The 22,907-nt window shown below is 53.3% G+C and carries 22 protein-coding genes; 19 read left to right on the top strand and 3 right to left on the bottom strand.

What is annotated here, in order from left to right:
* The first annotated feature begins 19 nt into the window (after positions 1–19).
* The 6 genes from FD38_RS03855 to FD38_RS03830 all read left to right on the top strand — a co-directional run bounded on the left by FD38_RS03855 (position 20) and on the right by FD38_RS03830 (position 6,454).
* Positions 20–1,000: a ribose-phosphate diphosphokinase gene (locus tag FD38_RS03855; protein WP_057731338.1), complete on the top strand. Its 981-nt coding sequence runs from the start codon at positions 20–22 to the stop codon at positions 998–1,000.
* A gap of 422 nt (positions 1,001–1,422) precedes the next feature.
* Positions 1,423–1,776, top strand: coding sequence for a DUF3899 domain-containing protein (locus FD38_RS03850; RefSeq protein WP_057731336.1), 354 nt, complete (start codon positions 1,423–1,425; stop codon positions 1,774–1,776).
* A gap of 198 nt (positions 1,777–1,974) precedes the next feature.
* Positions 1,975–2,331, top strand: a complete 357-nt coding sequence (locus FD38_RS03845; protein ID WP_057731333.1) for a hypothetical protein — start codon at positions 1,975–1,977, stop codon at positions 2,329–2,331.
* A gap of 101 nt (positions 2,332–2,432) precedes the next feature.
* Positions 2,433–3,161 carry a GntR family transcriptional regulator gene (locus FD38_RS03840; protein ID WP_057731331.1) on the top strand — a complete coding sequence of 243 codons (729 nt, stop codon included), beginning with the start codon at positions 2,433–2,435 and terminating at the stop codon, positions 3,159–3,161.
* Between the two features lie 435 nt (positions 3,162–3,596).
* Positions 3,597–6,056 carry a phosphoketolase family protein gene (locus FD38_RS03835; RefSeq protein WP_057731328.1) on the top strand — a complete coding sequence of 820 codons (2,460 nt, stop codon included), beginning with the start codon at positions 3,597–3,599 and terminating at the stop codon, positions 6,054–6,056.
* A 203-nt stretch (positions 6,057–6,259) separates the two neighbouring features.
* A complete protein-coding gene (locus FD38_RS03830; protein WP_057731325.1) occupies positions 6,260–6,454 on the top strand; it encodes a hypothetical protein in 195 nt (64 codons plus the stop codon).
* Positions 6,455–6,506: 52 nt separating this feature from the next.
* On the opposite strand, the gene yidA is transcribed toward FD38_RS03830, so the two are convergent.
* The 3 genes from yidA to FD38_RS03815 are packed head-to-tail and all read right to left on the bottom strand — an operon-like array spanning position 6,507 to position 9,530.
* On the bottom strand, positions 6,507–7,316 hold the full coding sequence (gene yidA / locus FD38_RS03825; protein WP_057731322.1) for a sugar-phosphatase: 810 nt from the start codon (positions 7,314–7,316) through the stop codon (positions 6,507–6,509).
* 4 nt (positions 7,317–7,320) lie between these two features.
* A complete protein-coding gene (locus FD38_RS03820; protein ID WP_057731319.1) occupies positions 7,321–8,685 on the bottom strand; it encodes an HD domain-containing protein in 1,365 nt (454 codons plus the stop codon).
* A gap of 14 nt (positions 8,686–8,699) precedes the next feature.
* A complete protein-coding gene (locus tag FD38_RS03815; RefSeq protein ID WP_057731317.1) occupies positions 8,700–9,530 on the bottom strand; it encodes a lipoate--protein ligase family protein in 831 nt (276 codons plus the stop codon).
* A 200-nt stretch (positions 9,531–9,730) separates the two neighbouring features.
* Between FD38_RS03815 and FD38_RS03810 the strand changes: the two genes are divergently transcribed.
* The 13 genes from FD38_RS03810 to pyrR all read left to right on the top strand — a co-directional run bounded on the left by FD38_RS03810 (position 9,731) and on the right by pyrR (position 22,831).
* A complete protein-coding gene (locus FD38_RS03810; protein WP_057731315.1) occupies positions 9,731–10,171 on the top strand; it encodes a YwiB family protein in 441 nt (146 codons plus the stop codon).
* Positions 10,172–10,215: 44 nt separating this feature from the next.
* Complete coding sequence (gene rpoE, locus FD38_RS03805) at positions 10,216–10,878, top strand: DNA-directed RNA polymerase subunit delta (protein WP_057731312.1); 663 nt, start codon at positions 10,216–10,218, stop codon at positions 10,876–10,878.
* Positions 10,879–11,043: 165 nt separating this feature from the next.
* Positions 11,044–12,651, top strand: a complete 1,608-nt coding sequence (locus FD38_RS03800) for a CTP synthase (protein ID WP_057731309.1) — start codon at positions 11,044–11,046, stop codon at positions 12,649–12,651.
* Between the two features lie 571 nt (positions 12,652–13,222).
* Positions 13,223–14,512, top strand: coding sequence for a UDP-N-acetylglucosamine 1-carboxyvinyltransferase (locus FD38_RS03795; RefSeq protein ID WP_057731307.1), 1,290 nt, complete (start codon positions 13,223–13,225; stop codon positions 14,510–14,512).
* A 102-nt stretch (positions 14,513–14,614) separates the two neighbouring features.
* Positions 14,615–14,866: a type B 50S ribosomal protein L31 gene (locus FD38_RS03790; protein WP_057731304.1), complete on the top strand. Its 252-nt coding sequence runs from the start codon at positions 14,615–14,617 to the stop codon at positions 14,864–14,866.
* A 220-nt stretch (positions 14,867–15,086) separates the two neighbouring features.
* Positions 15,087–15,587, top strand: coding sequence for an RNA polymerase sigma factor (locus tag FD38_RS03785; protein WP_057731302.1), 501 nt, complete (start codon positions 15,087–15,089; stop codon positions 15,585–15,587).
* On the top strand, positions 15,577–16,539 hold the full coding sequence (locus tag FD38_RS03780) for an anti sigma factor C-terminal domain-containing protein (RefSeq protein ID WP_057731298.1): 963 nt from the start codon (positions 15,577–15,579) through the stop codon (positions 16,537–16,539). Before FD38_RS03785 ends, FD38_RS03780 begins: the two co-directional genes overlap by 11 nt.
* A 693-nt stretch (positions 16,540–17,232) precedes the next feature.
* Positions 17,233–18,357, top strand: coding sequence for a 5-methyltetrahydropteroyltriglutamate--homocysteine S-methyltransferase (locus tag FD38_RS03775; protein WP_057731296.1), 1,125 nt, complete (start codon positions 17,233–17,235; stop codon positions 18,355–18,357).
* Positions 18,358–18,591: 234 nt separating this feature from the next.
* Complete coding sequence (locus FD38_RS03770; protein ID WP_057731293.1) at positions 18,592–19,743, top strand: trans-sulfuration enzyme family protein; 1,152 nt, start codon at positions 18,592–18,594, stop codon at positions 19,741–19,743.
* Positions 19,744–19,756: 13 nt separating this feature from the next.
* A complete protein-coding gene (locus FD38_RS03765; protein ID WP_057731290.1) occupies positions 19,757–20,452 on the top strand; it encodes an amino acid ABC transporter permease in 696 nt (231 codons plus the stop codon).
* A 15-nt stretch (positions 20,453–20,467) separates the two neighbouring features.
* On the top strand, positions 20,468–21,220 hold the full coding sequence (locus FD38_RS03760) for an amino acid ABC transporter ATP-binding protein (RefSeq protein WP_057731286.1): 753 nt from the start codon (positions 20,468–20,470) through the stop codon (positions 21,218–21,220).
* A 25-nt stretch (positions 21,221–21,245) separates the two neighbouring features.
* On the top strand, positions 21,246–22,061 hold the full coding sequence (locus FD38_RS03755) for a transporter substrate-binding domain-containing protein (RefSeq protein ID WP_057731283.1): 816 nt from the start codon (positions 21,246–21,248) through the stop codon (positions 22,059–22,061).
* Between the two features lie 227 nt (positions 22,062–22,288).
* A complete protein-coding gene (pyrR, locus tag FD38_RS03750; RefSeq protein ID WP_057731281.1) occupies positions 22,289–22,831 on the top strand; it encodes a bifunctional pyr operon transcriptional regulator/uracil phosphoribosyltransferase PyrR in 543 nt (180 codons plus the stop codon).
* Positions 22,832–22,907 lie beyond the last annotated feature (76 nt).

Genomic DNA, 22,907 nt, shown 5'->3' with positions numbered 1-22,907 from the left:
TTTGCTATTGGAGGAAATTATGGCTACGCAATATTTCGATCCTAAATTAAAGATTTTTGCGTTAAATTCGAACAAACCGTTGGCTCAAAAAATCGCTAACGAAGTGGGTGTCGAATTAGGAAAAACTTCTGTGGACCGGTTTAGTGATGGTGAAATTCGCATCAACATTGAACAAAGTGTCCGGGGATGCCACGTTTACGTGATTCAATCGACGTCGGCACCGGTAAATGACAACTTAATGGAATTGTTGATCATGATTGATGCCTTACGGCGGGCCAGCGCGGCCACCATCAACGTGGTCATTCCGTACTACGGTTACGCGCGGCAAGACCGGAAAGCCCGGTCCCGCGAACCCATTACGGCCAAATTGGTCGCCAACATGCTCCAAACGGCCGGCGTGACGCGGGTCTTAGCCTTAGACTTGCATGCGGCGCAGATTCAAGGGTTCTTCGACGTTCCCGTGGATCACTTGATGGGGGCCCCATTACTGGCGGACTACTTCTTGCGTAACGGCTTAGCCGAAGACGCCGTCGTGGTCTCACCCGACCATGGTGGGGTGACTAGAGCGCGGGCCTTGGCCGAATTCTTGAAGGCCCCAATTGCGATTATCGACAAGCGGCGGCCCCGGGCCAACGTGGCCGAAATCATGAACATCATTGGGGACGTTAAGGGCAAACGGTGCATCATGATCGATGACATGATCGATACGGCCGGCACGATTACGTTAGGGTCGAAGGCCTTGATGGATGCCGGTGCGCTGGAAGTATACGCAAGTTGTACGCACCCGGTTCTGTCGGGTCCGGCGATCGAACGGATCAAGCAGTCGCCAATCAAGAAGTTAGTGGTCACGGATTCCATCCAATTAACCGCTGATAAGCAAATTGAAAAGATCGAGCAGATTTCGGTCGGTCCCCTGATTGGGCAAGCCATCAAGCGAATCAACGAAAATCGGCCGGTCAGTCCGTTATTTAAGAACCGTTTCCGCAGTAGAGAACAGTAGAGTGCGACGAAGGGCGTTTAGCTGGTGAGCATTAAGGCCGATAGTGGATTTATCCCCGGGCTTAGGGGATGAATCCACTATCGGGGTTAAGCGGAGCCAGCTGCCCGTCAGGAGCACGTTTCAGTAAGAGTGCGTCCAGGGGCGGTCAGCGGGCGAGCATTAAGGCCGATAACGGGTTTATCCCCGTTCTTTGGGGATGAACCCGTTATCGGAATTAAGCGGAACCCGTTGCCCCTGGTAAGCACGTTTCGGCGGCCGCAGATGGCGCTAACGAAATTTACCCCAGCCTTTGGGAATAAATCCGTTATCGGGATTAAGCGGCGCCAACTGAGTCTCAGCACCAAAAGCATTTCAAAAATCAACTAAAAAAGAGTTTGGGGCCAGGTCCCAAGCTCTTTTTCTCAAAGAAGGAGGCGGTCGGCATGCAACAAAATTGGCAACGCTGGGGAACCGGCGTGATTGGCGCGAGCGTGCTTATCGGCTTAGTCGCCCACGTTCTGGGCATGCAACTCATGGTAATTGGCAACCTACTCTTCATGCTGGGGTTGGCGTTAGTCGTGGTGGGGGCGGTCTTGGTCCTCGCTCGTGGCCACCTATTTACGGGTTGGCGGCACCGACGTAAGAAGGGACAGGATCCCCTGCCCGGTGAAAAGGTCGACGTGCACGACGTCGCCACGGTGAAAAATTCGCCGATTCGGGTCTCCCCCGGTGCCCGGTTCAGTTTTCTGGCCGGCTTCGGTCTGATTATTGTCGGCATTATTTTAACCTTGGTTTAGTGAAGCGGCGGTCCTCCGGGAGCGCTGCTTTTTTTGCACCACCGAATTCTTTCTTAACCCCGGCTTAACTAGTTCGTGCTACACTCAGTTCAGTAGCAACAGCATTTAGGGACAACAGCTGACTAATAGCACCGAGAGAATCGTTGGGGAACGGTGATTCGGAGATTGGCCGGCAAAATGGGGTAGGAGGTCCAAGGAATGCGAGCAATTCAAATCGGAACAATTGGTCTGTTAGTGGTGGGTATTGGTTTAACCATGCCCACGGCAGCGGCCGACCAGTATTCGGCACGCCGGGCGAACTCGGTGCGGGTCGTGTGGCGGCAAAAGATGGGGACGCACCGGTATCACGTGACGCAAGATGCCCGGTACTCGCGACATTTGCGGGTGCGGTACGCGACGCATCGACGGACCCAGCGAACTGTCTGGTTGACGGACGCCCACCAGAAAATCTATGATCGTTATCGGCACACCGCAGCGATTTACTACCACGTTAAAAGCCAGGACGGACAGCATAGCGGCTGGATTTGGCGGGGCTATCTGCGAAGCGTTCGGTAACGGAGCGAGACGCCGGTGACCAAGAAAAGATGTTCCGCGGCCCTAAACTCTGGTATACTATCGGGATGGAAATTGACGCAAAGCCCTGAGGAGAGTAACGAATGCCAGATTTAGTTTATCGAAATGTGATGCACGATATCAAAAAACGAATTCGTGGCGGGGAATTTACCACCAAGAAATTACCGGATGAGCGGAGTCTGAGCGAGAGTTACCAGGTGAGCCGGAGCACCATCAAACGCGCCATGGGGGTGCTGGTGGACCAAGGCATTATCTTCAAGAAGCGCGGCTCGGGGACGTTCATTAATCCGCTGTACCTGAAGGATCAGTCGGCCTTTCGCTACGAGGGGCGTAACCTAGGCATCACGGATAGTTTTCAGGTAAACGGTGAGCAACCGCAAAGTCGGCTCCTCGACTACCGGGTGGTCCCGGCGAGTCCGGAGATTCAACAGGAGTTGTTTTTAAATGACGCGGAATTCGTTTACCGCATCAAGCGCCTGCGCCTCTTTGATGACCAACCGGTGATCATCGAGACGGGGTATATTCCCATCAAGATTTTACCGGCCCTGACGCCGGCCGTGGTCCAAAGTTCGATTTTTAACTACCTACAGGAGACGCAAGACCAGTCCGTGACCAAGTCCTTCTTGTCGATTCGGGCCCAACCGTCGAGTCACGAGGATCAGAAATTATTGAACTTGACCGAGGTGGAACCGGTCGGGGTGATGGAGGGAATTTTCTTCATGGACGACGGCACGCCGTTTGAGGTGTCGAACATGCACCTGCATTATAAATATTTAAAATACGGCACCTTCGTCAACTTAGACGAAGATTAGTCACGAAAGAAGCCCAGTTGAGCTTCTTTTTTTGTTGCAACGACGGGATTTCTTGCGTCATAAAGATAATTCTAAGAGCTTTCTTTTGGTTTAGTGACTGAACTATGCTATAAATATACTGTGAACGGTTAGCGCCGTCCCCTTAATTAAAAAATTGATTAAGAGACGACCGCTAAATTGGGCGCCCATTAAGGCCCCAGCAGACAAATTGACGGACGACGAAGTAGCGCCGGACGGCCGTTTAGCGCGACCGGTCGGGGTGAGGCAGGTTTTGAATGGGGGCCACCATCATTTAAAATTGGACCGTATCAATTTACAAAGTAGTTGACTTTTCGTGAAAATTCCGTATGATGAAAGAATGCAAATTAAAGTTATGTGATTTACGGATAACATGACGACATTGATGTTAACTAGCAGACGAAGGAGTGTAAATTCATGGCAGTAGATTTCGATTCCAAGTCTTACTTGGAAAAAGTTGACGCCTGGTGGCGCGCAACGACTTATCTCTCCGGTGGGATGATTTTCCTCAAGAGCAACCCACTGTTCTCAGTTACTAACACACCAATCCAAAAGGATGACGTTAAGGTCAAGCCTATCGGACACTGGGGTACGATCTCAGGACAAACGTTCCTGTACGCGCACGCTAACCGTCTGATCAACAAGTACGGCTTGAACATGTTCTACATCGGTGGCCCAGGTCACGGTGGCCAAGTAATGGTAACCAACTCTTACTTGGACGGAACTTACACGGATGCCTTCCCAGAAATCACCCAAGACCTTGAAGGGATGTCCCGTTTATACAAGCGGTTCTCCTTCCCAGGTGGTATTGGCTCTCACATGACTGCCCAAACCCCAGGTTCCCTTCACGAAGGTGGGGAATTAGGTTACTCACTCTCTCACGCAACTGGTGCCGTTTTAGATAACCCAGACCAAATTGCCTTCACGGTTGTTGGTGATGGGGAAGTTGAAACTGGTCCAGCTATGACGGCGTGGAACTCCATCAAGTTCTTGAACCCTAAGAACGACGGTGCTGTTTTACCAATCCTGGACTTAAACGGCTTCAAGATTTCTAACCCAACCCTGTTCTCTCGGATGGACGACGAACACTTGACGAAGTTCTTCGAAGGGTTAGGCTGGTCACCTCGGTTCATCGAAAACGATGATATCCACGACTACATGACTTACCACGAAAAGGCTGCTGCAGTCTTTGACCAAGCCATTGCTGACATCAAGCAAATCCAAAAGGATGCGCGTGAAAACGGCAAGTACGAAGACGGCACGATTGCACCATGGCCAGTTGTTCTGGCTCGTTTGCCAAAGGGTTGGGGCGGTCCTACGCATAACCCAGCCGGCGAACCAATCGAAAACTCCTTCCGTGCTCACCAAGTTCCGCTTGGTTTATCCCAAAACAACTTCGACGAATTACCAGAATTCGAAGCTTGGATGAAGTCATACAAGCCAGAAGAATTATTCAACACGGATGGGACGTTGAAGGCAGAAGTCGCTGACTTTGCCCCTAAGGGTGACAAGCGGATGGCTGCTAACCCATTAGCTAACGGTGGCCGTGCGCGTGGCGAAAAGCCAGAATTATTAGACTTACCTGACTGGAAGTCTTACGCTAACGACATCAACGAAAGCAACCGTGGGACGAACTTACCAGACGGCAACCGGAACATGGATATGAACGTCTTATCAACGTTCTTCGCCGGTGTGGCTACCAAGAACCCATCTTCATTCCGGATCTTTGGCCCTGACGAAACCATGTCCAACCGTCTTTGGGAAATGTTCAAGATCACCAACCGTCAATGGGAAAGCAAGGTCAAGGAACCAAATGACCAATACGAAGCCCCAGAAGGTCGGATCTTGGATGCCCAATTATCCGAACACCAAGCTGAAGGTTGGTTAGAAGCCTACACGCTGACTGGTCGTCAAGGGGTCTTCACTTCTTACGAATCATTCTTGCGCGTTGTCGACTCCATGATCACTCAGCACTTCAAGTGGATCCGCCAAGCGGCTGCTGAAGACTGGCGCAATGATTACCCATCATTGAACCTGGTTTCCACTTCCACTGTATTCCAACAAGACCACAACGGTTACACCCACCAAGATCCAGGTATCTTAACTCACTTGGCTGAAAAGAAGTCTGACTTCGTTCGCCAATACCTGCCAGCCGATGGGAACAGCTTGTTAGCCGTCTTTGACCGGGCCTTCAAGGACCGTCAAAAGGTTAACCACATCGTTGCTTCCAAGCAACCTCGTCAACAATGGTTCTCCATTGATGAAGCTGAAGAATTGGCTACTGAAGGAATCAAGGCTATCGACTGGGCTTCTACGGTTGCTGAAGGCGAAGATGCTGATATCGTCTTTGCTTCTGCCGGTGTAGAACCAACCATCGAAACCTTGGCTGCGCTTCACTTGATCAACGATGCCTTCCCAGCCGTTAAGATGCGTTACGTCAACGTGGTTGAATTAGGTCGTTTGCAAAACAAGAACGGTCAATTGAACGCAGAACGTGCCTTGTCTGATGACAAGTTCAGCGCATTATTCGGTGCTTCCGGGACGCCAGTTGTCTTTGGCTTCCACGGTTACGAAGACTTGATCGAATCCATGTTCTACGAACGTCAACACTTAGGCTTACACGTGCATGGTTACCGTGAAGATGGTGATATCACCACCGCTTACGACATGCGGGTATACTCCGAACTTGACCGGTTCCACCAAGCTAAGGACGCCGTTAGCGTCTTAGTTAACAAGGGTGTGATCGACGAAGCTGCCGCTAAGGCCTTCGACGCTAAGATGGATGAAATCTTGGCTAAGCACTTTAAGGTTACCCGTGACGAAGGTCACGATATCGAAGAATTCACGAAGTGGCAATGGACGCCACTGAAGAAGTAATTTCTTCTTTGACCTTTTAACTTAAATTCTGAAAGGCCCCCGCAAATTTCGGTTTGCGGGGGCCTTTTTGGCACGCTACGGGTGGTAGGGGGCAAAAATGTTAATTTGGGGGTTTACGAAAATCATTTCTGTGATAGACTATATCTGGTTTGAAATATACAAATTAACTTTAAACTATACATAGATTTGGCGGCGAATTCCTCATGAAACGTTGGTGTAACCTCAACTTAGTGCTTGTCGTGGTATTAATGGGTCTGTGCTTCTTCTTAGAAGACAATCGCGATACCATGCCCCATTGGCTGGTCATTAGCGGGACGCTGGCTTTAGTGGTCGTGATGGGCCGCTATGCGTACCGGTTATTGACGCAACCACAGCCCCAGCACGACGTGAGCAAATAAAAACAGGTTTGAGAAATCTTTTGATTTCTCAAACCTGTTTTTTGACCGGTCGTTACTTTAAGGCGTACTTCCGGATAGCGGCAGCCACCCCGTCTTCGGCGTTGGTCAGCGTGATTGCATCGGCGGCTTGCTTGACCTCGTCGATGGCGTTGCCCATAGCGACCCCTAAGCCGGCGTATTCAATCATGGTCAGGTCGTTCCCCTGATCACCTAGGGTCATGATTTCAGCGGGCTCTAAGCCCAATTCTGCGGCTAATCCGCGCAGGGCGTTTCCCTTGCTGGCCTCTTTGTTCATGACTTCGATGAAGAACGGCGTACTTTGGACCACGTAGTACTTGTCGTGGAAGTCTTGAGGGATCAACGGCTTGATCCGGTCGATGTTTTCCGGGGTATCGACGAACATGGCCTTGGAGACGGTCACGTCGCGGGGCATCTCGCCCACTTCGCGGTAACGGATCAACATCTTGACCAGGTTACTTTCGAAGATGGTGTAAGGATTGATGTTCTTGTTAGCGGTGTAGATGTAGTCGGGCGTTTCAATCTGGAAACTGACCTGTAATTTCCGCGACAGAGCTTCTAGGTCGATGTAGTCGTTGAAGCTTAACGCGTGGTTGATCAGGATCTTGCCGGAAACGGTTTGGGCGACCGCACCGTTGTAGGTCACGGCGTATTGGTCATCCCCACTGATCCCGAGTTTTTGGATGTAAGGCGCGACACCAGTGAGGGGCCGACCGCTGCATAGGACGACCTTGATGCCTTGGGCGCTGGCGGCCTTGACCGCGTCGATCGTGGCCGGGGCGAGTTCGTTCTTTTCGTTTAGCAGGGTGCCGTCGATATCGATGGCAATCAGTTTAATGGACATAAAGTTAGTGCTCCTTTGGTTGAATTAATTGGTTGTTTTGAATGTAGCGACTAAAGTCATCATAAATTGGTTGGAACAGCTCGGGCGCGTCGTCACCGGGGTTTAACATCTCCTTGGGGAAGAAGAACCGTTGATCGCCGGTGAATTTCCCGCGTAGGGCGTTGACCAGGTCCGAGACCGTCGACAGCTCCAGTAGTGAGCCGTCGGGTTGTTGAATCTCAATCTGGGTCAACGGGTGCGACATCTTGGGGTCGTACGCGTCGTCGTAGGGCAAGTCGTAGCTGTTGTCCGTGGCGGTGTAGTAGTCGGTGTTGAAACCCACCGAGGCGATTTTCTGCCGTAACGGCGTCAGCAACGGTTGCGTTTCGGCAGTGTAGACGGCACTCTTGAGGGGCTTACGGTCCAAGAACCGGTGGGCCAGGTCGGCCAAGATGTCGTCGGGCGATTGCCGCCAGTGGGTGAAGTAGGTGGTCAACACGCCATCGTCGAGGTAGAGGTAATCCTGTAAGTCGAACTCGTGGTTAAAGAACGGCAACAGGAGGTGCGGAATGAAACTTTCGTCGCTCTTACCTTCCTGGTAAAGGGTGTTGGCCCGCGCTAACAGGTGGTCCAAGATGACTTCCATGGCCCGGGAGACCGGGTGGAAGTAGATCTGCTGATACATCTGGAAGCGGCTCATCACGTAGTCTTCGACCGCGTGCATCCCGTTCATCGCAAAGGCGATGCCGCCCCGATACGGGCGCATGACCCGCAAGATTCGCGTGAGGTCGAAGGTGCCGTACTGCGTGCCGGTGTAGTAGGCGTCGCGCAAGAGGTAGTCCATCCGGTCGGCGTCGATCTGACTAGAGATCATCTGGACCACCTGGGGGTTCGGGTAGGTCTTTTGGATCACACTGGCGACCTCGGCGGGGAAGGTCGGGCTGACCTTGCGCAAGACCTGGTTGACTTCCGTGGCCGGCGACGTGAGAATTTCGGCCGTGATGGCCTCGTGGTCGGTGTGGAAGATGTGTTCGAAGGTGTGCGAATACGGGCCGTGGCCGATATCGTGCAACAACGCGGCACACAGGGCGGTCAAGCGCTCGTGGTCGTCCCACCCCCCATCCCCCGGCGTTTTGGTCGGGTAGTTTCGTTGGAAGTTGTCGCAGATTTGGCGGGTGATCTCGTAGACGCCCAGACAATGAGCAAACCGGGTGTGTTCAGCGCCGTGGAAGACCAGTGAGGCGGTCCCCAACTGCTTGATGCGGCGGAGACGTTGAAACTCGCGGGTATTGATCAGGTCTAAGATGACCTGATGACGAACATAGATGTAGTTATGCACGGGATCGCGAAGCACTTTTTCGTGGGGCAAGCGTGCGGTTGCGTAGGACAACGTGAAGACCTCCTTTAAAGATTAAGTTGGGGTTGCCGCCGGGCCATCTGGGCGGTGGCGTGCGCTAGAGCGGTGGTAAAACGCGGTTGCGTGACTAGACTAGCGAGTTTGGCTTGGCCGACCCGCACCCCGGTCGCCTGACAGGCCGTGATAAAACGTTGCTTAGCGGCGGCTAGCGTGATGGGTTGTTGCAGGAGTTCTGCCGTAGTGGTCATGACGGCGGGATCGATGTCCGGATAGTCCCATTGGTTGGGGTGACCGGCGAGTCCGGCGCGGTAAAAGTCCCGCACTAAGCGACCGCGGCTTGGCTGGTCACCGGTCACGCTGAGGTAAAGCATGGTCACCATGGCGTGCGGGTTGCGTCGCTGGGACAGTCCCGCAATCTTTTGGCCGTTGACGCTCAGGTCGTAGTCGCCCGGACAATAGGAGCGGGTGACCTCAAAGTGGTCAATGGTCAGTTCCGGCCACGCCTGGCGCACCAGAGCCATCATTTGGTCGTAGGCCGCGTCGACACTGATGGGCGGCGTCGTGAGCGGGCTGAACAATGAGACGTTTAAAATCCCCGCATCGGCCACTACGGCCAGGCCCCCGGAATTGCGTAAGACCCAGTTGTAGCCGTGGCCCTGGATGGTCCGAACGGCCGCGGGGAGGTCGGGGAGACGTTTATCCTTCAGTCCCAAGATGACCGTGGGCGTCATTTCCCAGAAGTGGAGAATGGGTTGTCCCAGTTCCGCCACAAAATCCAAGAGCGCGTTGGTGTACCCAAACGCCAGATTTTTTTGATCGGCGGGGATGGGGGTATCGAGTGTTTGCAGGGAATCGCTTGAAAACGTCAAGGGCAGCATGCAAACCGGCCTTCTTTCCTGAAAAAGTTCTTATCGTTTCATTATACTAGATTTTGAGTCGAACGTCAGGTCGCGGGGACGGCGCCGGGACGTTGGACCCGTGGGAAACCGTAAAATTGAGAAACAGAATATGTAGGTTTTTACCCGGGAATGGACTATAATTAGGCTTGATATGACTCATGGAAAGGAAGGACCGAGAGATGGATCAACTTTCAGCGGGCGTTCCAGTCGCGATTCATTTGGAAACCCACATTAAACAAGACCAAGACGTGTCGGATTACCGGTTAGACGTGGATGGTCAACTGGTCCAGGTGGGCGCCAACATGTATCTCCGTTACCTGGAACCTAACCAGGAAACGGGCGAACAAGTCCCCGTGACCATGAAGTTCACGCCCAACGGTGAGATTCACTTGACCCGCAACGCCGAGGCCGAATTACGCCTGCACTTTGTCAGTGGCAAGCGGGTCACGGCCCGTTACCGCACCCCGTACGGCATCATGCCCATCGAGACGGTGACCCCGTACCTCGAGGCCGATTTCAAGGAACGGCCCTTCAGTGGGAACATCAAGATTGATTACCTCCTTTACGCGGGCGAACAATTAGTGGGGAACTACAAGATTCGATTGCATTTTACGGCGTAAACGAGTATTATATTTCGTAGACTGTGGAAAGGACGTGCACCAGTTTGGAATTAAAAGTCTTTGAGGGCCAGAACAAAAAGGAATTATCAATGATCGAGGTTGCCCACGCCATTTTGTCACAACATGGTGACGTGATGGCTTTTGCCGACTTGGCAAACGCCGTACAGACGTACTTGGGCGACAGCGACAAAGAAATTCGGGAACGGCTGTCCCAATTCTATACGGATTTAAACGTTGATGGTAGTTTCATTTCTCTGGGTGATAACCTTTGGGGACTGCGAACTTGGTATCCGTTTGAATCCATCGATGAAGCAACGGTCCACGCCGAAGAAGACGAGGACCAACCTAAGCGGAAGAAGCGCAAGAAGGTTAACGCCTTTCTGGCCGACACCACGGATGATGACGACGTGATCGATTACGATGACGACGATCCGGAAGATGATACGGACACGACTTACGCCAACGACGATGACGATGATGATGACACCACGGGTGGCAGCACACCGGACTTGGGCAAGTTGCAAAACGGCTTAGGCTTGGATAATGAAGATGAAGAAGACGATACGGAAGACATTCCGGATGGTATTGAAGATCAATTATCCCAGATGGACGCACCAGACGACGATGAAGCCGATAACTTGGACTTCTCCGCCGATGACGACGAAGCCGATGATGACGATGAGGAAGACGACGACTCACAAAAGTAATTGAGACTCGTGCTTGACTTAAGTCTTAAAACCAGGTACTATATTTTTTGGGCTCCTTGCTACTTGTAGTGAGGACAACTGAACGGTTAGCTCCCTATTCCAACGAATAGGGAGCTTTTTATTAGTTTCAGAGCGACCCTAAATAATCTTACAAGGAGCTAGACAATGACCAAATATATTTTTGTGACTGGCGGCGTGGTTTCATCATTAGGTAAGGGGATTGTAGCAGCCTCTCTCGGACGGTTGTTAAAGAACCGGGGCCTGAACGTAACCATTCAAAAATTTGATCCCTACATTAACGTCGATCCCGGGACGATGAACCCTTACCAACACGGGGAAGTCTTCGTGACCGACGACGGGACCGAAACGGATTTAGACTTAGGTCATTATGAACGGTTCATTGATAACAATCTGAACAAGTACTCAAACGTGACGACTGGTAAGATTTATTCGGAAGTTTTGGAAAAGGAACGCCGGGGCGATTACTTAGGGGCCACGGTGCAGGTCATTCCCCACATCACCGGAATGATCAAGGAAAAGATTATGCGGGCCGGCAAGACGCTGGGCGCGGACTTCGTGATTACGGAAATTGGCGGGACCGTCGGGGACATTGAATCCCAACCCTTCCTGGAAGCCATTCGCCAAATGAAGAGTGAAGTCGGCGACGAAAACGTGGTCTACATTCACACCACGTTGGTGCCCTACTTACACGCGGCACACGAAATGAAGACCAAGCCAACGCAACATTCCGTGCGGGAACTCCGGAGTATCGGGATTCAACCGAACATTTTAGTGGTGCGGACGGAAAAGCCAATCACCGACGACATGCGGCAAAAGATTGCGTTGTTCTGTGACGTGAAGCCATCGGCCGTGGTTGAATCCATGGACGTGCCGACGATTTACTCGATTCCATTGCGGTTACAGGAACAAGGGTTTGACCAACTGGTCTTAGACCACTTCAAGGTCGATGCGCCGAAGGCCGACATGAACGCCTGGTCCAAGATGGTCGATCACATGCAGAACCTGAAGCGGACCATCAAGATTGCCTTGGTTGGGAAATACGTGGCTTTGCACGATGCCTACATTTCCGTCGACGAAGCCTTACAACACGCGGGTTACCCGGTAGATGCCAAGATTGATTTGTCGATGATCGATGCCGAAAAGATTACGGCGGACAATGTCGCTGACCTGTTGGGCGACACCGACGGGATCATCGTGCCCGGTGGGTTTGGTGACCGGGGGATCGAAGGGATGATTACGGCCATTCGGTACGCTCGGGAACAAGACGTGCCATTCTTGGGAATCTGCCTGGGGATGCAAGTGGCCAGCATCGAATTTGCGCGCGACGTCCTGGGTTACAAGGACGCGAACTCCACGGAAATGGATCCGGACACCCAACACAAGATCATTGACCTGATGGCCGACCAAGCCGACGTCCACGAAATGGGCGGGACGCAACGGTTGGGCTTGTACCCTTGCAAGTTAAAGAAGGGTAGTGTGGCGGCTAAGGCGTACGATAACCAGGATATTATCCAGGAACGTCACCGTCACCGTTATGAATTCAACAACCAGTACCGTGCCGAAATGGCGGCCAAGGGGCTGGTCTTCTCCGGGACGTCACCTGACGATCACCTGGTTGAAGTGATTGAATTGCCAGAAAAGAAGTTCTTCGTGGCGGCACAATACCACCCAGAATTCCTCTCTCGGCCGAACCGTCCCGAAGGTCTGTTCCGTGACTTTATCGCGGCGGCCAGCAAGGAAGTTCAAGACTAACACGATTGATTTAAGTTAAATGAAGGGGCTAGGAGCCGGACAGTTTTTGTTCGACGCCTAGCCTCTTTTGTGTCATAACGATTGATTATTGGCTAATTTGCTTGCGGTTGTTTAAATTGTTGGGCATCAGGTTTGATCCGTTTATTCTTGACGAATCCGGTAACGTTGGGGTCACTAAATGACTTCCTTGTAGATTCCGCCCGCTGCAAGGTAAGTTACCGGCCATACGGAAATCAAACCGAGCGTCGCTTAGGCTCCTTTAAAGGTCAGCCGGGTATAGTAGAAGGTAGCGGGACGTTCAACGTCTCATTAAAACCCTAATTCTGGAACCCGCGACAAAAACCCGGCCACCGGTTTATCATCATTTTCTCAGAATTTAACGGTTGTTCGGGCCGTGTAACCGCTTTAACCCGATTTTTAGCCGCTTCGGCTCGGCTTTTGTGCTTCGCAATATTACAATTTTGGTGAAATCTCGGGAAACGGTTGTCTTTTTGCCGCGCATTATTTATCATTATAGCTGACTGTATGGAGTCATCTATGAGAGATAAGTTTAAGTGAGGATCGCATCACGATGAAAAAAATGATAATTCATGGCGGCCAACGCCTAACCGGAGAGGTTACCATTGGTGGCGCCAAAAACAGCACAGTCGCACTCATCCCGGCCGCAATTTTAGCGGACACGCCGGTTCGTTTTGATATGGTTCCGGATATCTTGGATGTGCACAACTTGATGCTGATTTTAAAATCCATGAACGTCCACTCGACGTTTGAAGACGGGGTCCTGACTATTGACCCAACGGAAATCGTGGAGGCCCCATTACCAAGTAAAGCAATTAAGAGTTTACGTGCATCATACTATTTTATGGGCTCATTACTGGGCCGCTTTCAACGCGCGACCTTGAGTTTTCCCGGTGGGGATAACATCGGGCCGCGGCCAATCGACCAGCACATCAAGGCCTTTAAGGCGCTAGGTGCCGCGGTCAGTGAACGGGACAATACCGTCCACATCACCACCGGTCCCGCCGGCTTACACGGTGCCCGGATCTTTTTGGACGTGGTGTCGGTCGGTGCCACGATCAATTCTATTTTGGCAGCGGTTAAAGCCGAGGGCACCACGGTGATTGAAAATGCCGCGAAAGAACCCGAAATCATTGATATCGCAACGTTCTTGAACAACATGGGCGCCCACGTGCGGGGAGCCGGGACCGACGTGATTCGCATCGAAGGGGTCAGCACGTTGCGGGCGATGAACACCCACACGATCATCCCCGATCGCATCGAAGCCGGAACCTACCTGTCCATGGCGGCGGCCGTTGGTGACGGGGTCGTGGTCAAAAACGTGATTCCCGAACACTTGGAGTCCTTTACGGCCAAGATGATCGAAATGGGCGTTAATTTGGAAATCGACGAGGACAGTATTTTTGTGCCGCGTTCAGAAAATTTAAAGCCGATTCAGGTCAAAACCATGCCGTTCCCGGGATTTGCGACCGACCTGCAACAACCCTTAACGCCATTGTTAATGTGCGCCAAGGGAAGTAGTGTGGTCATCGACACCATCTACCCGAAACGCATCAAGCACATTGCCGAGTTGCGGAAGATGGGCGCCAATATTCGCTCCGAAAACGACATGATTGTGGTCGATCCGTCGACCCATCTAGTGGGTAGCGAGGTCCAAGCCGGCGAGATCCGGGCGGGGGCGTCGTTGGTCATCGCCGGATTAATGGCGCAGGGCACCACGGTGATCGATAACGCCGACAACATTTTGCGGGGTTACGATCGGATCGTTCAAAAACTGACGGCGCTGAATGCCGACGTGAGTATTCAAAGCGCAGCCACTTTAGTTGAGGACGGTCAAGATTAGGCATTGCTGAGTAGGCCGTTTCATGCTATAATGTGACGGTTGACGATTAAAATCAATCTCTGGTCCAGTCAATGGGCTAGGGCAAAAGGAGCGTATTACATTATGAAAAAGGGTATCCATCCAGAATACCGGGAAGTTGTCTTCCAAGACTCTTCTACTGGTTACAAGTTCTTGTCCGGTTCGACGGCAACGTCTGACGAAACGGTTGAATGGGAAGACGGTAACACCTACCCATTGATCCGGGTTGAAATCACTTCCGATTCTCACCCATTCTACACGGGTAAGCAAAAGTTTACTCAAGCCGATGGTGCGGTCGACCGTTTCAACAAGAAGTACGGTCTTACCAACAACTAAAGCAAGTTCTGAAGTCCTCCTGCCACTGGCAGGGGGCTTTTTTTTCGGCCAAAATAATGGCTTTTCGGGACCGCCACGCTCCGTGGGGTTGCCGAAATTTAACGAGTTGCCCGTCGTTTTTGCGTTTTTCCCCCGTTAGCCCCACTTCTTCGTATACTTTGGTCCCAGACCGTTACTTTTCCGTCAGTCGTTCGTTGTTCGGGTAGGGGGAGGAGGAACCATGGATTTACGACAATATGAGCAGCTGCTTGACCAGCTAGCGGGCGATTTGCGGCATTATCTGCGTCATCGGGGCGTGGACCCGGAAATCGCCGCAGACGTGGTTCAGGACGTGTTTGTGAAGGTTCTCGAGGCCGACCTGTTCCTACCGCGTGATCAACTGCGGCCGTACTTGTACCGGATGGCCTGGTCGACTTACCTGGATGGGTATCGGCGGCACCGGCGCTATCAGGAATTGGTAACCCAGTTTTTGGGACCGGCACTGCCGACCAGTGCGCCCAGCGATGCGGCCGCATTAACGGCGCAACCCGAACTGGCCGCGGCCTTACACCGCTTGAAGCCCCGTGACAGAGACCTGCTGGTGGACCGTTACCTGGCGCAGCACTCAATCAAACAGTTAGCCGCTTTGAATCAGACCACGGTGGCCGCCATCAAGATGCGGTTACATCGTTTGCACCGAAAACTAGAAAAAATGATGAGGAGTCAGCAGCATGAAAACTGAAGTAGATTTAACGACCTTAGCTCGCCGGGTCAAGCGCAAACGGTGGGTTTTCACCGTTTTGGTGGCGTTAGGGGTGAGTTTGATGATGTTGGTGGGGGGGTACCAGTTGGTCCAACACCTGACGGGGCGAGATTCGCAGCGTCGGAGTGACTATTTATGGACCATCGCTGAGGTCAAGGCCCCGAACATTTTGGCCAATGATCATTACCTGGTAAACCCGACGGCGTTTGGGGGCCAGGTCATGAGCCACCGTTACAAACGTATCGCCGGGCAGTCGGTCGCCTGGTCCCCGGCGGTCGCGAACTATGCGTTGCGGGGCAGTACCAGTCCGGTGGTCGACCAGGCGACGCGGGGACCGCAGGGCGGGCTGTACGACGTAGAGACCCAGCAGAAGATACCAGAGTTTTTTAATCAACACCTGACGACGCGGGAAAAACGGACCCAGGCCATCACGGAGACCCAGGAACTTGGTCAGGTCGCGCGGACGCAACGGATGGTGGGGGAGGTGGCCCTTACCTTTAAGCGGCCCATGACCTACCGGGAAATCCGCCAACAGCTGCCTGCCGGACTGACCGCTGCTTGGTTCTGGATCGGGTTACCGCGCGGGGCCGTGACGCTGGACAATGACTTTTTGGGCGTTCAGTCCCGTAATCAGGATGACGAAGTGACGGGGCGGTTGACGCCGCGCCAATACCGCGACTTTCGGCAGAAGCTGACCACGGCGGCCCAACGTTATCCGCGGGAGCTGACGTTTAATGACTTTTCCCTTTTCCGATATGGCGGTCAGTACGCGCAGCGCTACCGGTCGTTGGCAAATGCAGAGTTTGCTGGCGTGATCGTGACCGGGACCAGCGCGGCGTTTAAGAAGCTGGGCACCCCCGGGTGGGTAGTGGCCAGCTCGGCGGGGATTGTCACGCCCCAGAATCCCGTGACCCCCGGGAAAGCAAAATAAATTTAAAATGATTGGGGAGTGGTCCTAACGGCTTAGGGCCGCGGTTTATGCGGGGGAATCACCCGATTGATCAGTTAGGATTTTGTCGAGAGACGCTTGACAGCGTGGTCAATAAGTTTTAAATTGATGACATTCAAATGAGACAGCAATGAAAACTAAATGAGATTTCGCGGTGAAAAGATGAGTAACGCTGCCGACCGTGCCAAGAGAACCCCTGGGTGATGTGAAGGGGTGACGGTCCAAGCGTGAAGAATGGTCTTTGAGCGATATACCGGTGAGCCTTAAGGTTAAGCGGTATTGGTCTGGTTCCCATTAGCGAACCCGAGTATAGCTTTGGCTGTACTTAGTGAGTTATCTGGCGTGAGCTGGGTAAAAATTAAGGTGGTACCGCGAGAATTTCGCCCTTGACTAAGAGATTAGTCGGGGGCGTTTTTTTGTAGAGTGCGTCCAGGGGCGGTCAGCGGGCGAGCATTAAGGCCGATAACGACTTTATCCCCGGTCTTTGGGGATGAAGCCGTTATCGGGATTAAGCGGAACCCGTTGCCCCTGGTAAGCACGTTTCAGCAGCCGCAGATGGCGACGCAAAAATTCCCCTGAATCCTATTACCCCTAACCCAAGCCACCTCATATCCCATGACGTTCCATCACGAAAACGCACACTGACTCAGCACGAATTTCAAGGAGGATGATCGTATGTCAGCATCAACCACGACTCAAGTAACTTATCCCAACCGTTTCGATATCGTCGGGAGCTTCTTACGGCCCGAGCGCCTCAAGCAGGCCCGCGCCGATTTTGCCGCCGGGAAGCTGGACCAAGCCGCGTTGACTGAGGTGGAAGACGCCGAAATCAAACGGTTGGTGGCCAAGGAAGTCGACTTAGGCTTGACGGACGTGACCGACGGCGAGTTTCGACGTAGCTGGTGGCACCTCGATTTTCTGGCCGGCTTGACCGGGGCCGACTTCTTCACGCCGGACCACGGCTTCATCTTCAACGGGCAGGAAACACGGAAAGGCGGCATCAAGATTACCGGAAAGATCGGGTACAATCCGGACCACCCGTTCTTCAAGGGTTTCGAGTTTCTGAACCGCATCGTCCCGGATGACGTGACCGCCAAGCAAACCATCCCCAGCCCATCGGTCCTGTTCCCCAACGAGGACGCCGAAATTTACGATGAGTATTACCATCACGACTTTGACGCGTTTCTTGCCGATGAGATCCAGGCCTATCAGGACACCATCCAGCACTTCTACGATTTGGGGTGCCGGTACCTCCAACTCGACGACACGTCGTGGGGGATGTGGGCCAGTTTCTCCGACAAGGTGATCAATCCCGACCTCAAGCCGTTATGTGAAGCGGCGGTCACGGCCATCAACGCGATTGCCGACCACAAGCCGGCCGACCTGACGCTGACCATGCACGTGTGCCGGGGCAACTACGATTCTAACTGGGCCGGGGCGGGGGCCTACGATCCCGTGGCCGATTACCTGGCCCAGTTACACATCGACGGGTACTTCTTGGAATACGACGACGAACGCTCTGGCGGGTTTGAGCCGTTAGCTAAAATTGCGGCTAACGGGCGAGACCAACGGGTGGTACTGGGCTTGATCACCACGAAAAAGCCGGCCCTGGAATCCGTGACCACGTTGAAACAGCGATTGGCTACGGCCAGTCAGTATTACCCGCTGGACCGGTTGTGTTTGTCCCCGCAATGCGGGTTCGCGTCGACCGAAGAGGGCAACCATCTGACCGAAGACGATCAGTGGCAAAAATTAAATCTAGTGGTGCAAACGGCCAAGTCCGTTTGGCCAGAAGCTTAAGACGTTCAGGAAGAGAGACGTTCCCATGCAAACAGAGACCCTAGGAAGTGCTGAGACAGGGGGATGGGGCGTTGAAAATGGTCCTGAGAAAGCACGTCACCGGGTAGCGCCCGTTAACAGCTGATGAGGTTCCGGGAGACCGGAACGAACCTTGGGTGGTACCACGAGCAGTCGTCCCGAGACAACAGCTAGTTGTCCGGGGCGACTTTTTTAATTCAGAGAGGAAGAATTCTAATGACTAAATTCAATACCAAATTAATTCACAGCCAATCCCAACACGACAACCAAACCGGGGCCGTCAACGTGCCCATCTACACCTCGACGACTTACGCCTTTCCCAGCGTCGCCGACAAGTCGACCTGGGACTACTCGCGGTCCGGTAACCCGACGCGCGACTACCTGGAAAACCAGGTAGCGGCCCTTGAAAACGGCGCTCACGGCTTTGCCTTTTCCTCGGGGATGGCGGCGATTCACGCGGTGCTGGCGATTTTCAAACCCGGCGACCACATCCTGGTCAGCGACACCATCTACGGGGGGACCTTCCGGCTGATCAACGACTTCTTCAAGCGCTGGCAACTCGAGTTCACCGAGGTCGACACGCAAGATCTACAGGCAGTGCGGGCCGCCATTCGGCCCAACACCAAGGCCATCTACTTCGAAACGTTCTCCAACCCGCTTCTGAAGGTCACCAGCGTCAAGGCGATTGCCAAGATTGCCCACGACCACGATTTATTGACCATCGTGGACAACACCTTCCTCACGCCCTATTTACAACGGCCGTTAGACCTGGGGGCCGACCTGGTGATTCACTCCGCGACTAAATACCTGGGCGGCCACTCCGACGTGATTGCCGGCATCGTGGTCACCAAGACCGACGCGCTGGCCGAACAAATCTACTTCAACCAAAACGGCATTGGCGGGGTCCTCTCACCGGAAGACGCTAACCTGGTGCGCCGGGGGATTCAAACGTTGGGCGTGCGGTTAGACCGGCATTTAAGCAACGCCAGCAAGATCGTTGAATTTCTGGAATCCCGTGACGAAATCGCCAAGGTCTACTACCCGGGGATCGTCGGGACGCCCGACCACGAGATTGCTAAGGACGAGACGGACGGGTACGGCGGCATCGTGTCGTTTGACCTGCGGCCGGGGTTGGATTCGACCAAGTTCGTCGAAGGCTTGCACCTGATTTTACTGGCCGAAAGCCTGGGCGCCGTGGAAAGCCTGATCGAGTTACCGTACAAGATGACCCACGCCGAATTGTCCGAACCAGAACAACTCAAGGCTGGCATCACCCACCAATTAGTGCGGTTGTCGGTGGGCTTAGAGGACGCGGACGACCTGATTGCCGACCTGAAGCAGGGCCTCGACCAAGTCGCCCAAGCGTAAGGGGGAATGACCTGTGTGGCAGATTATTCAAACCGCTAGTCCGCAGCTGATCAAGGCGGGCTTGAAGTACACGATTCCCATCGCGGTGATTGCCTTTGCGATTGGTCTAGCGATTGCGTTAGTGACCGCGTTGATTCGGTTGTCACAAAAGCGCGGCGGCTTTCTGATCATTAAGACCCTCTTTCGGTTCTACGTCTGGGTCTTTCGGAGCACGCCACTATTGGTGCAATTATTCATTGTGTACTTTGGCCTACCGTACTTGAAGATTCAGGGCCTGTCCCCGCACGGGATTCAGCTTGATCCGGTGGTCGCCGGGATTCTGACCTTCTCGTTGAATACCGGGGCCTACTGTTCCGAAACCATCCGGGCGTCGATCCTGTCGATCAATCAGGGCCAGTGGGAGGCCGCGTATTCCATCGGGATGACCCGCACCATGGCGCTGTTTCGAATCATTCTGCCACAAGCGATTCGGATTTCGTTGCCACCGCTGGCTAACAGCTTCATCAGCCTGGTCAAGGACACCTCGTTGGCGGCGTCGATCACCATCGTGGAAATGTTTGAGGTCAGCCAGCAGATTGCGGCGCAAAACTACCAACCGCTGGTGATGTACATGTTAGTCGCCGTGTACTACGCGGTCTTCTGCACACTGTTGACCTGGTTACAGGGCTACTTAGAAAAAGTCACGTCACGGTACATCGTGGCGAAATAGGGGGACACCGGCACCATGCTAAAAGTCAGTCAGTTAACCAAAAGCTTCGGCGACCAGGAGGTCCTACACGGCCTGACCACCACCTTTCCGGAACACCAAACCACGGTGATCCTTGGGCCGTCCGGGTCGGGAAAGTCGACGTTGCTGCGGTCGTTGAACTTCCTTGAACGACCGGAAAGCGGTCACTACAACTTCGACGGTAAGGACCTCGATTGGTCGCAGCCCATCAGTAACGCGACGATTTTACAGATTCGCCGCCACACGGAAATGGTGTTTCAGGGCTATAACCTGTTTCCCCATTTATCGGTGTTAAAGAACATCACGGAGGGGCCAATCCACGTCTTGCGACACGACAAGGCTACCGCTCAGACCGAGGCGCAGCAGCTCTTGGCCAAGGTGGGATTGGCGGATAAGGCCGACGAATACCCGAGTCAACTTTCCGGTGGGCAGTCGCAGCGCGTCGCCATTGCGCGGTCGTTAGCGATGCACCCGGAATACATCTTTTTGGATGAACCCACCAGCGCCCTGGACCCCGAACTGGAGCTGGGGGTCCTCAAGGTCTTGCTGCAGATTGCTAAGGAGAAACAGTCGATGATCATTGTGACCCACAACTTAGCGTTTGCCCGGCAGGTCGCCGATAAGATCTTATTCGTGGAAAACGGGCACATCCTGTTCGACGGCCCTAACCAGGACTTCTTCGGCACGCAGAATCAACGTATTTTAGACTTTATCTCGGCAATGACCTTTTCGGACCTTGCCGGGGATTAAACCCAGAGAAATGAGGCATTTGAGGATGAAGATTAAACGATTACGGCTTTTAACGTTAGGGTTAGCGGTGCTGGCGACGGGAGCGTTGCTAACGGCCTGCGGGTCAAAACAAAGTTCCGCCAACAACGGGGGCTACCAGTCGGAATTAAAGCAAAGCAGGACCTTAACGATTGGTCTGGAAGGAACCTACCCGCCATATTCCTACCGCAAGAACGGCAAGCTGACCGGGTTTGAAGTGGATTTGGGCAAGACCGTTGCCAAGCGGCTGGGCTTGAAGGCGCAGTTTGTGCCGACCAAGTGGGACAGTCTGGTCGCCGGTCTGGGCAGTGGGAAGTTCGACACGGTGCTCAACAACATCACTCAAACCCCGGAACGTAAGAAAAAGTATCTGTTCTCGACGCCGTACGTGTACTCGAAGTACGTGTTGATCACGGCTAAGAAGAACACCAGCATTCAAAAGTTGAGCGACGTGAAGGGCAAGAAGTTAGCCGAGGGGACCGGGACGGATAACGCCATCGTGGCCAAGAAGTTAGGCGCCACGATTTCTCCGTCCGGCGAGTTTGCGACTACGTTAGACCTGGTCAAAGAAGGGCGGGCCGACGCCACCATCAACGCCGAATCGGCCCTACTGACCTACAAGAAGAGTAACGACATCCAGGGCCTGAAGTATCGGGTGCTGACCAATCAGGAACAAGCGCCCGCTAAGATTTCAGCGTTGTTCAACCAAAAGTCGCCTAAGCTACAAGCCAAGTTCAATCGGGAATTAAAGCAACTCCGGCAAGACGGCACGTTGAAGAAGTTGTCGGTGAAGTATTTCGGTAGCGATATTACGACTAAGTAAGTAAAGGTTATAACAATTTTCTTTCCCCAACCCCTATTGACATCTCCGGGAAAGTTGCGTACACTTATTGCAATTAAACCAGCACCTTTAAATTAGTCCTGTGAGACTGAGAAGGGGAACGTGTTTTTTTGAGGAAGTCCCTAACACTCTTTTGCAGGAGCAGTGTGGGGACTTTTTTGTTATCCCGCACGGGTGGGCGTTTAAGTGTAGAAAGAAGGCGGACCGAAATGGCTCGAGAAATTGTGGACGCGTTGACCATGCGACGCGCACTGACCCGGATCACCTATGAAATTATCGAACAGAACAAGGGCGTGGGTGACCTGGTCCTGGTGGGCATCAAGACCCGCGGCATCTATCTGGCGCAACGGATCGCCGCACGGCTCCAACAGTTGGAAAACGTGACGGTGCCCGTGGGGACGTTAGATATCACGTTGTACCGCGACGACCAACCGCACACGGTGGACGTGGCGGGACCGGCCCGGGTGACCGGCGCCGACATTCCCGTGGCCATTACCGGCAAGCACGTGGTGTTGGTCGATGACGTCCTGTTCACGGGACGCACGGTTCGGGCCGCCTTGGACGAGCTGATGACGTTGGGGCGACCCGCTAAAACGTCACTGGCCATTCTGATTGACCGGGGCCACCGAGAGTTACCGATCCGACCAGATTTTGTGGGCAAAAACATTCCCACGGCGTTAAATGAACAGGTGGCCGTGCTGCTGACCGAGTGTGACGGCCGGGATGCCATTCAACTCACGCAAGTCACGTAAAAGTGAATAATTAGCCATTTAATTGTTTCCAGAGAGGAACGAAACGGCCGGGACCTAACTGAACTGGGCCCTTTTT

This window comes from Levilactobacillus zymae DSM 19395, from assembly GCF_001434115.1.
GTDB lineage: Bacteria > Bacillota > Bacilli > Lactobacillales > Lactobacillaceae > Levilactobacillus > Levilactobacillus zymae.
The sequence above is the reverse complement of the archived record's forward strand: the minus strand, read 5'-3'. Positions and strand labels throughout refer to the sequence as shown.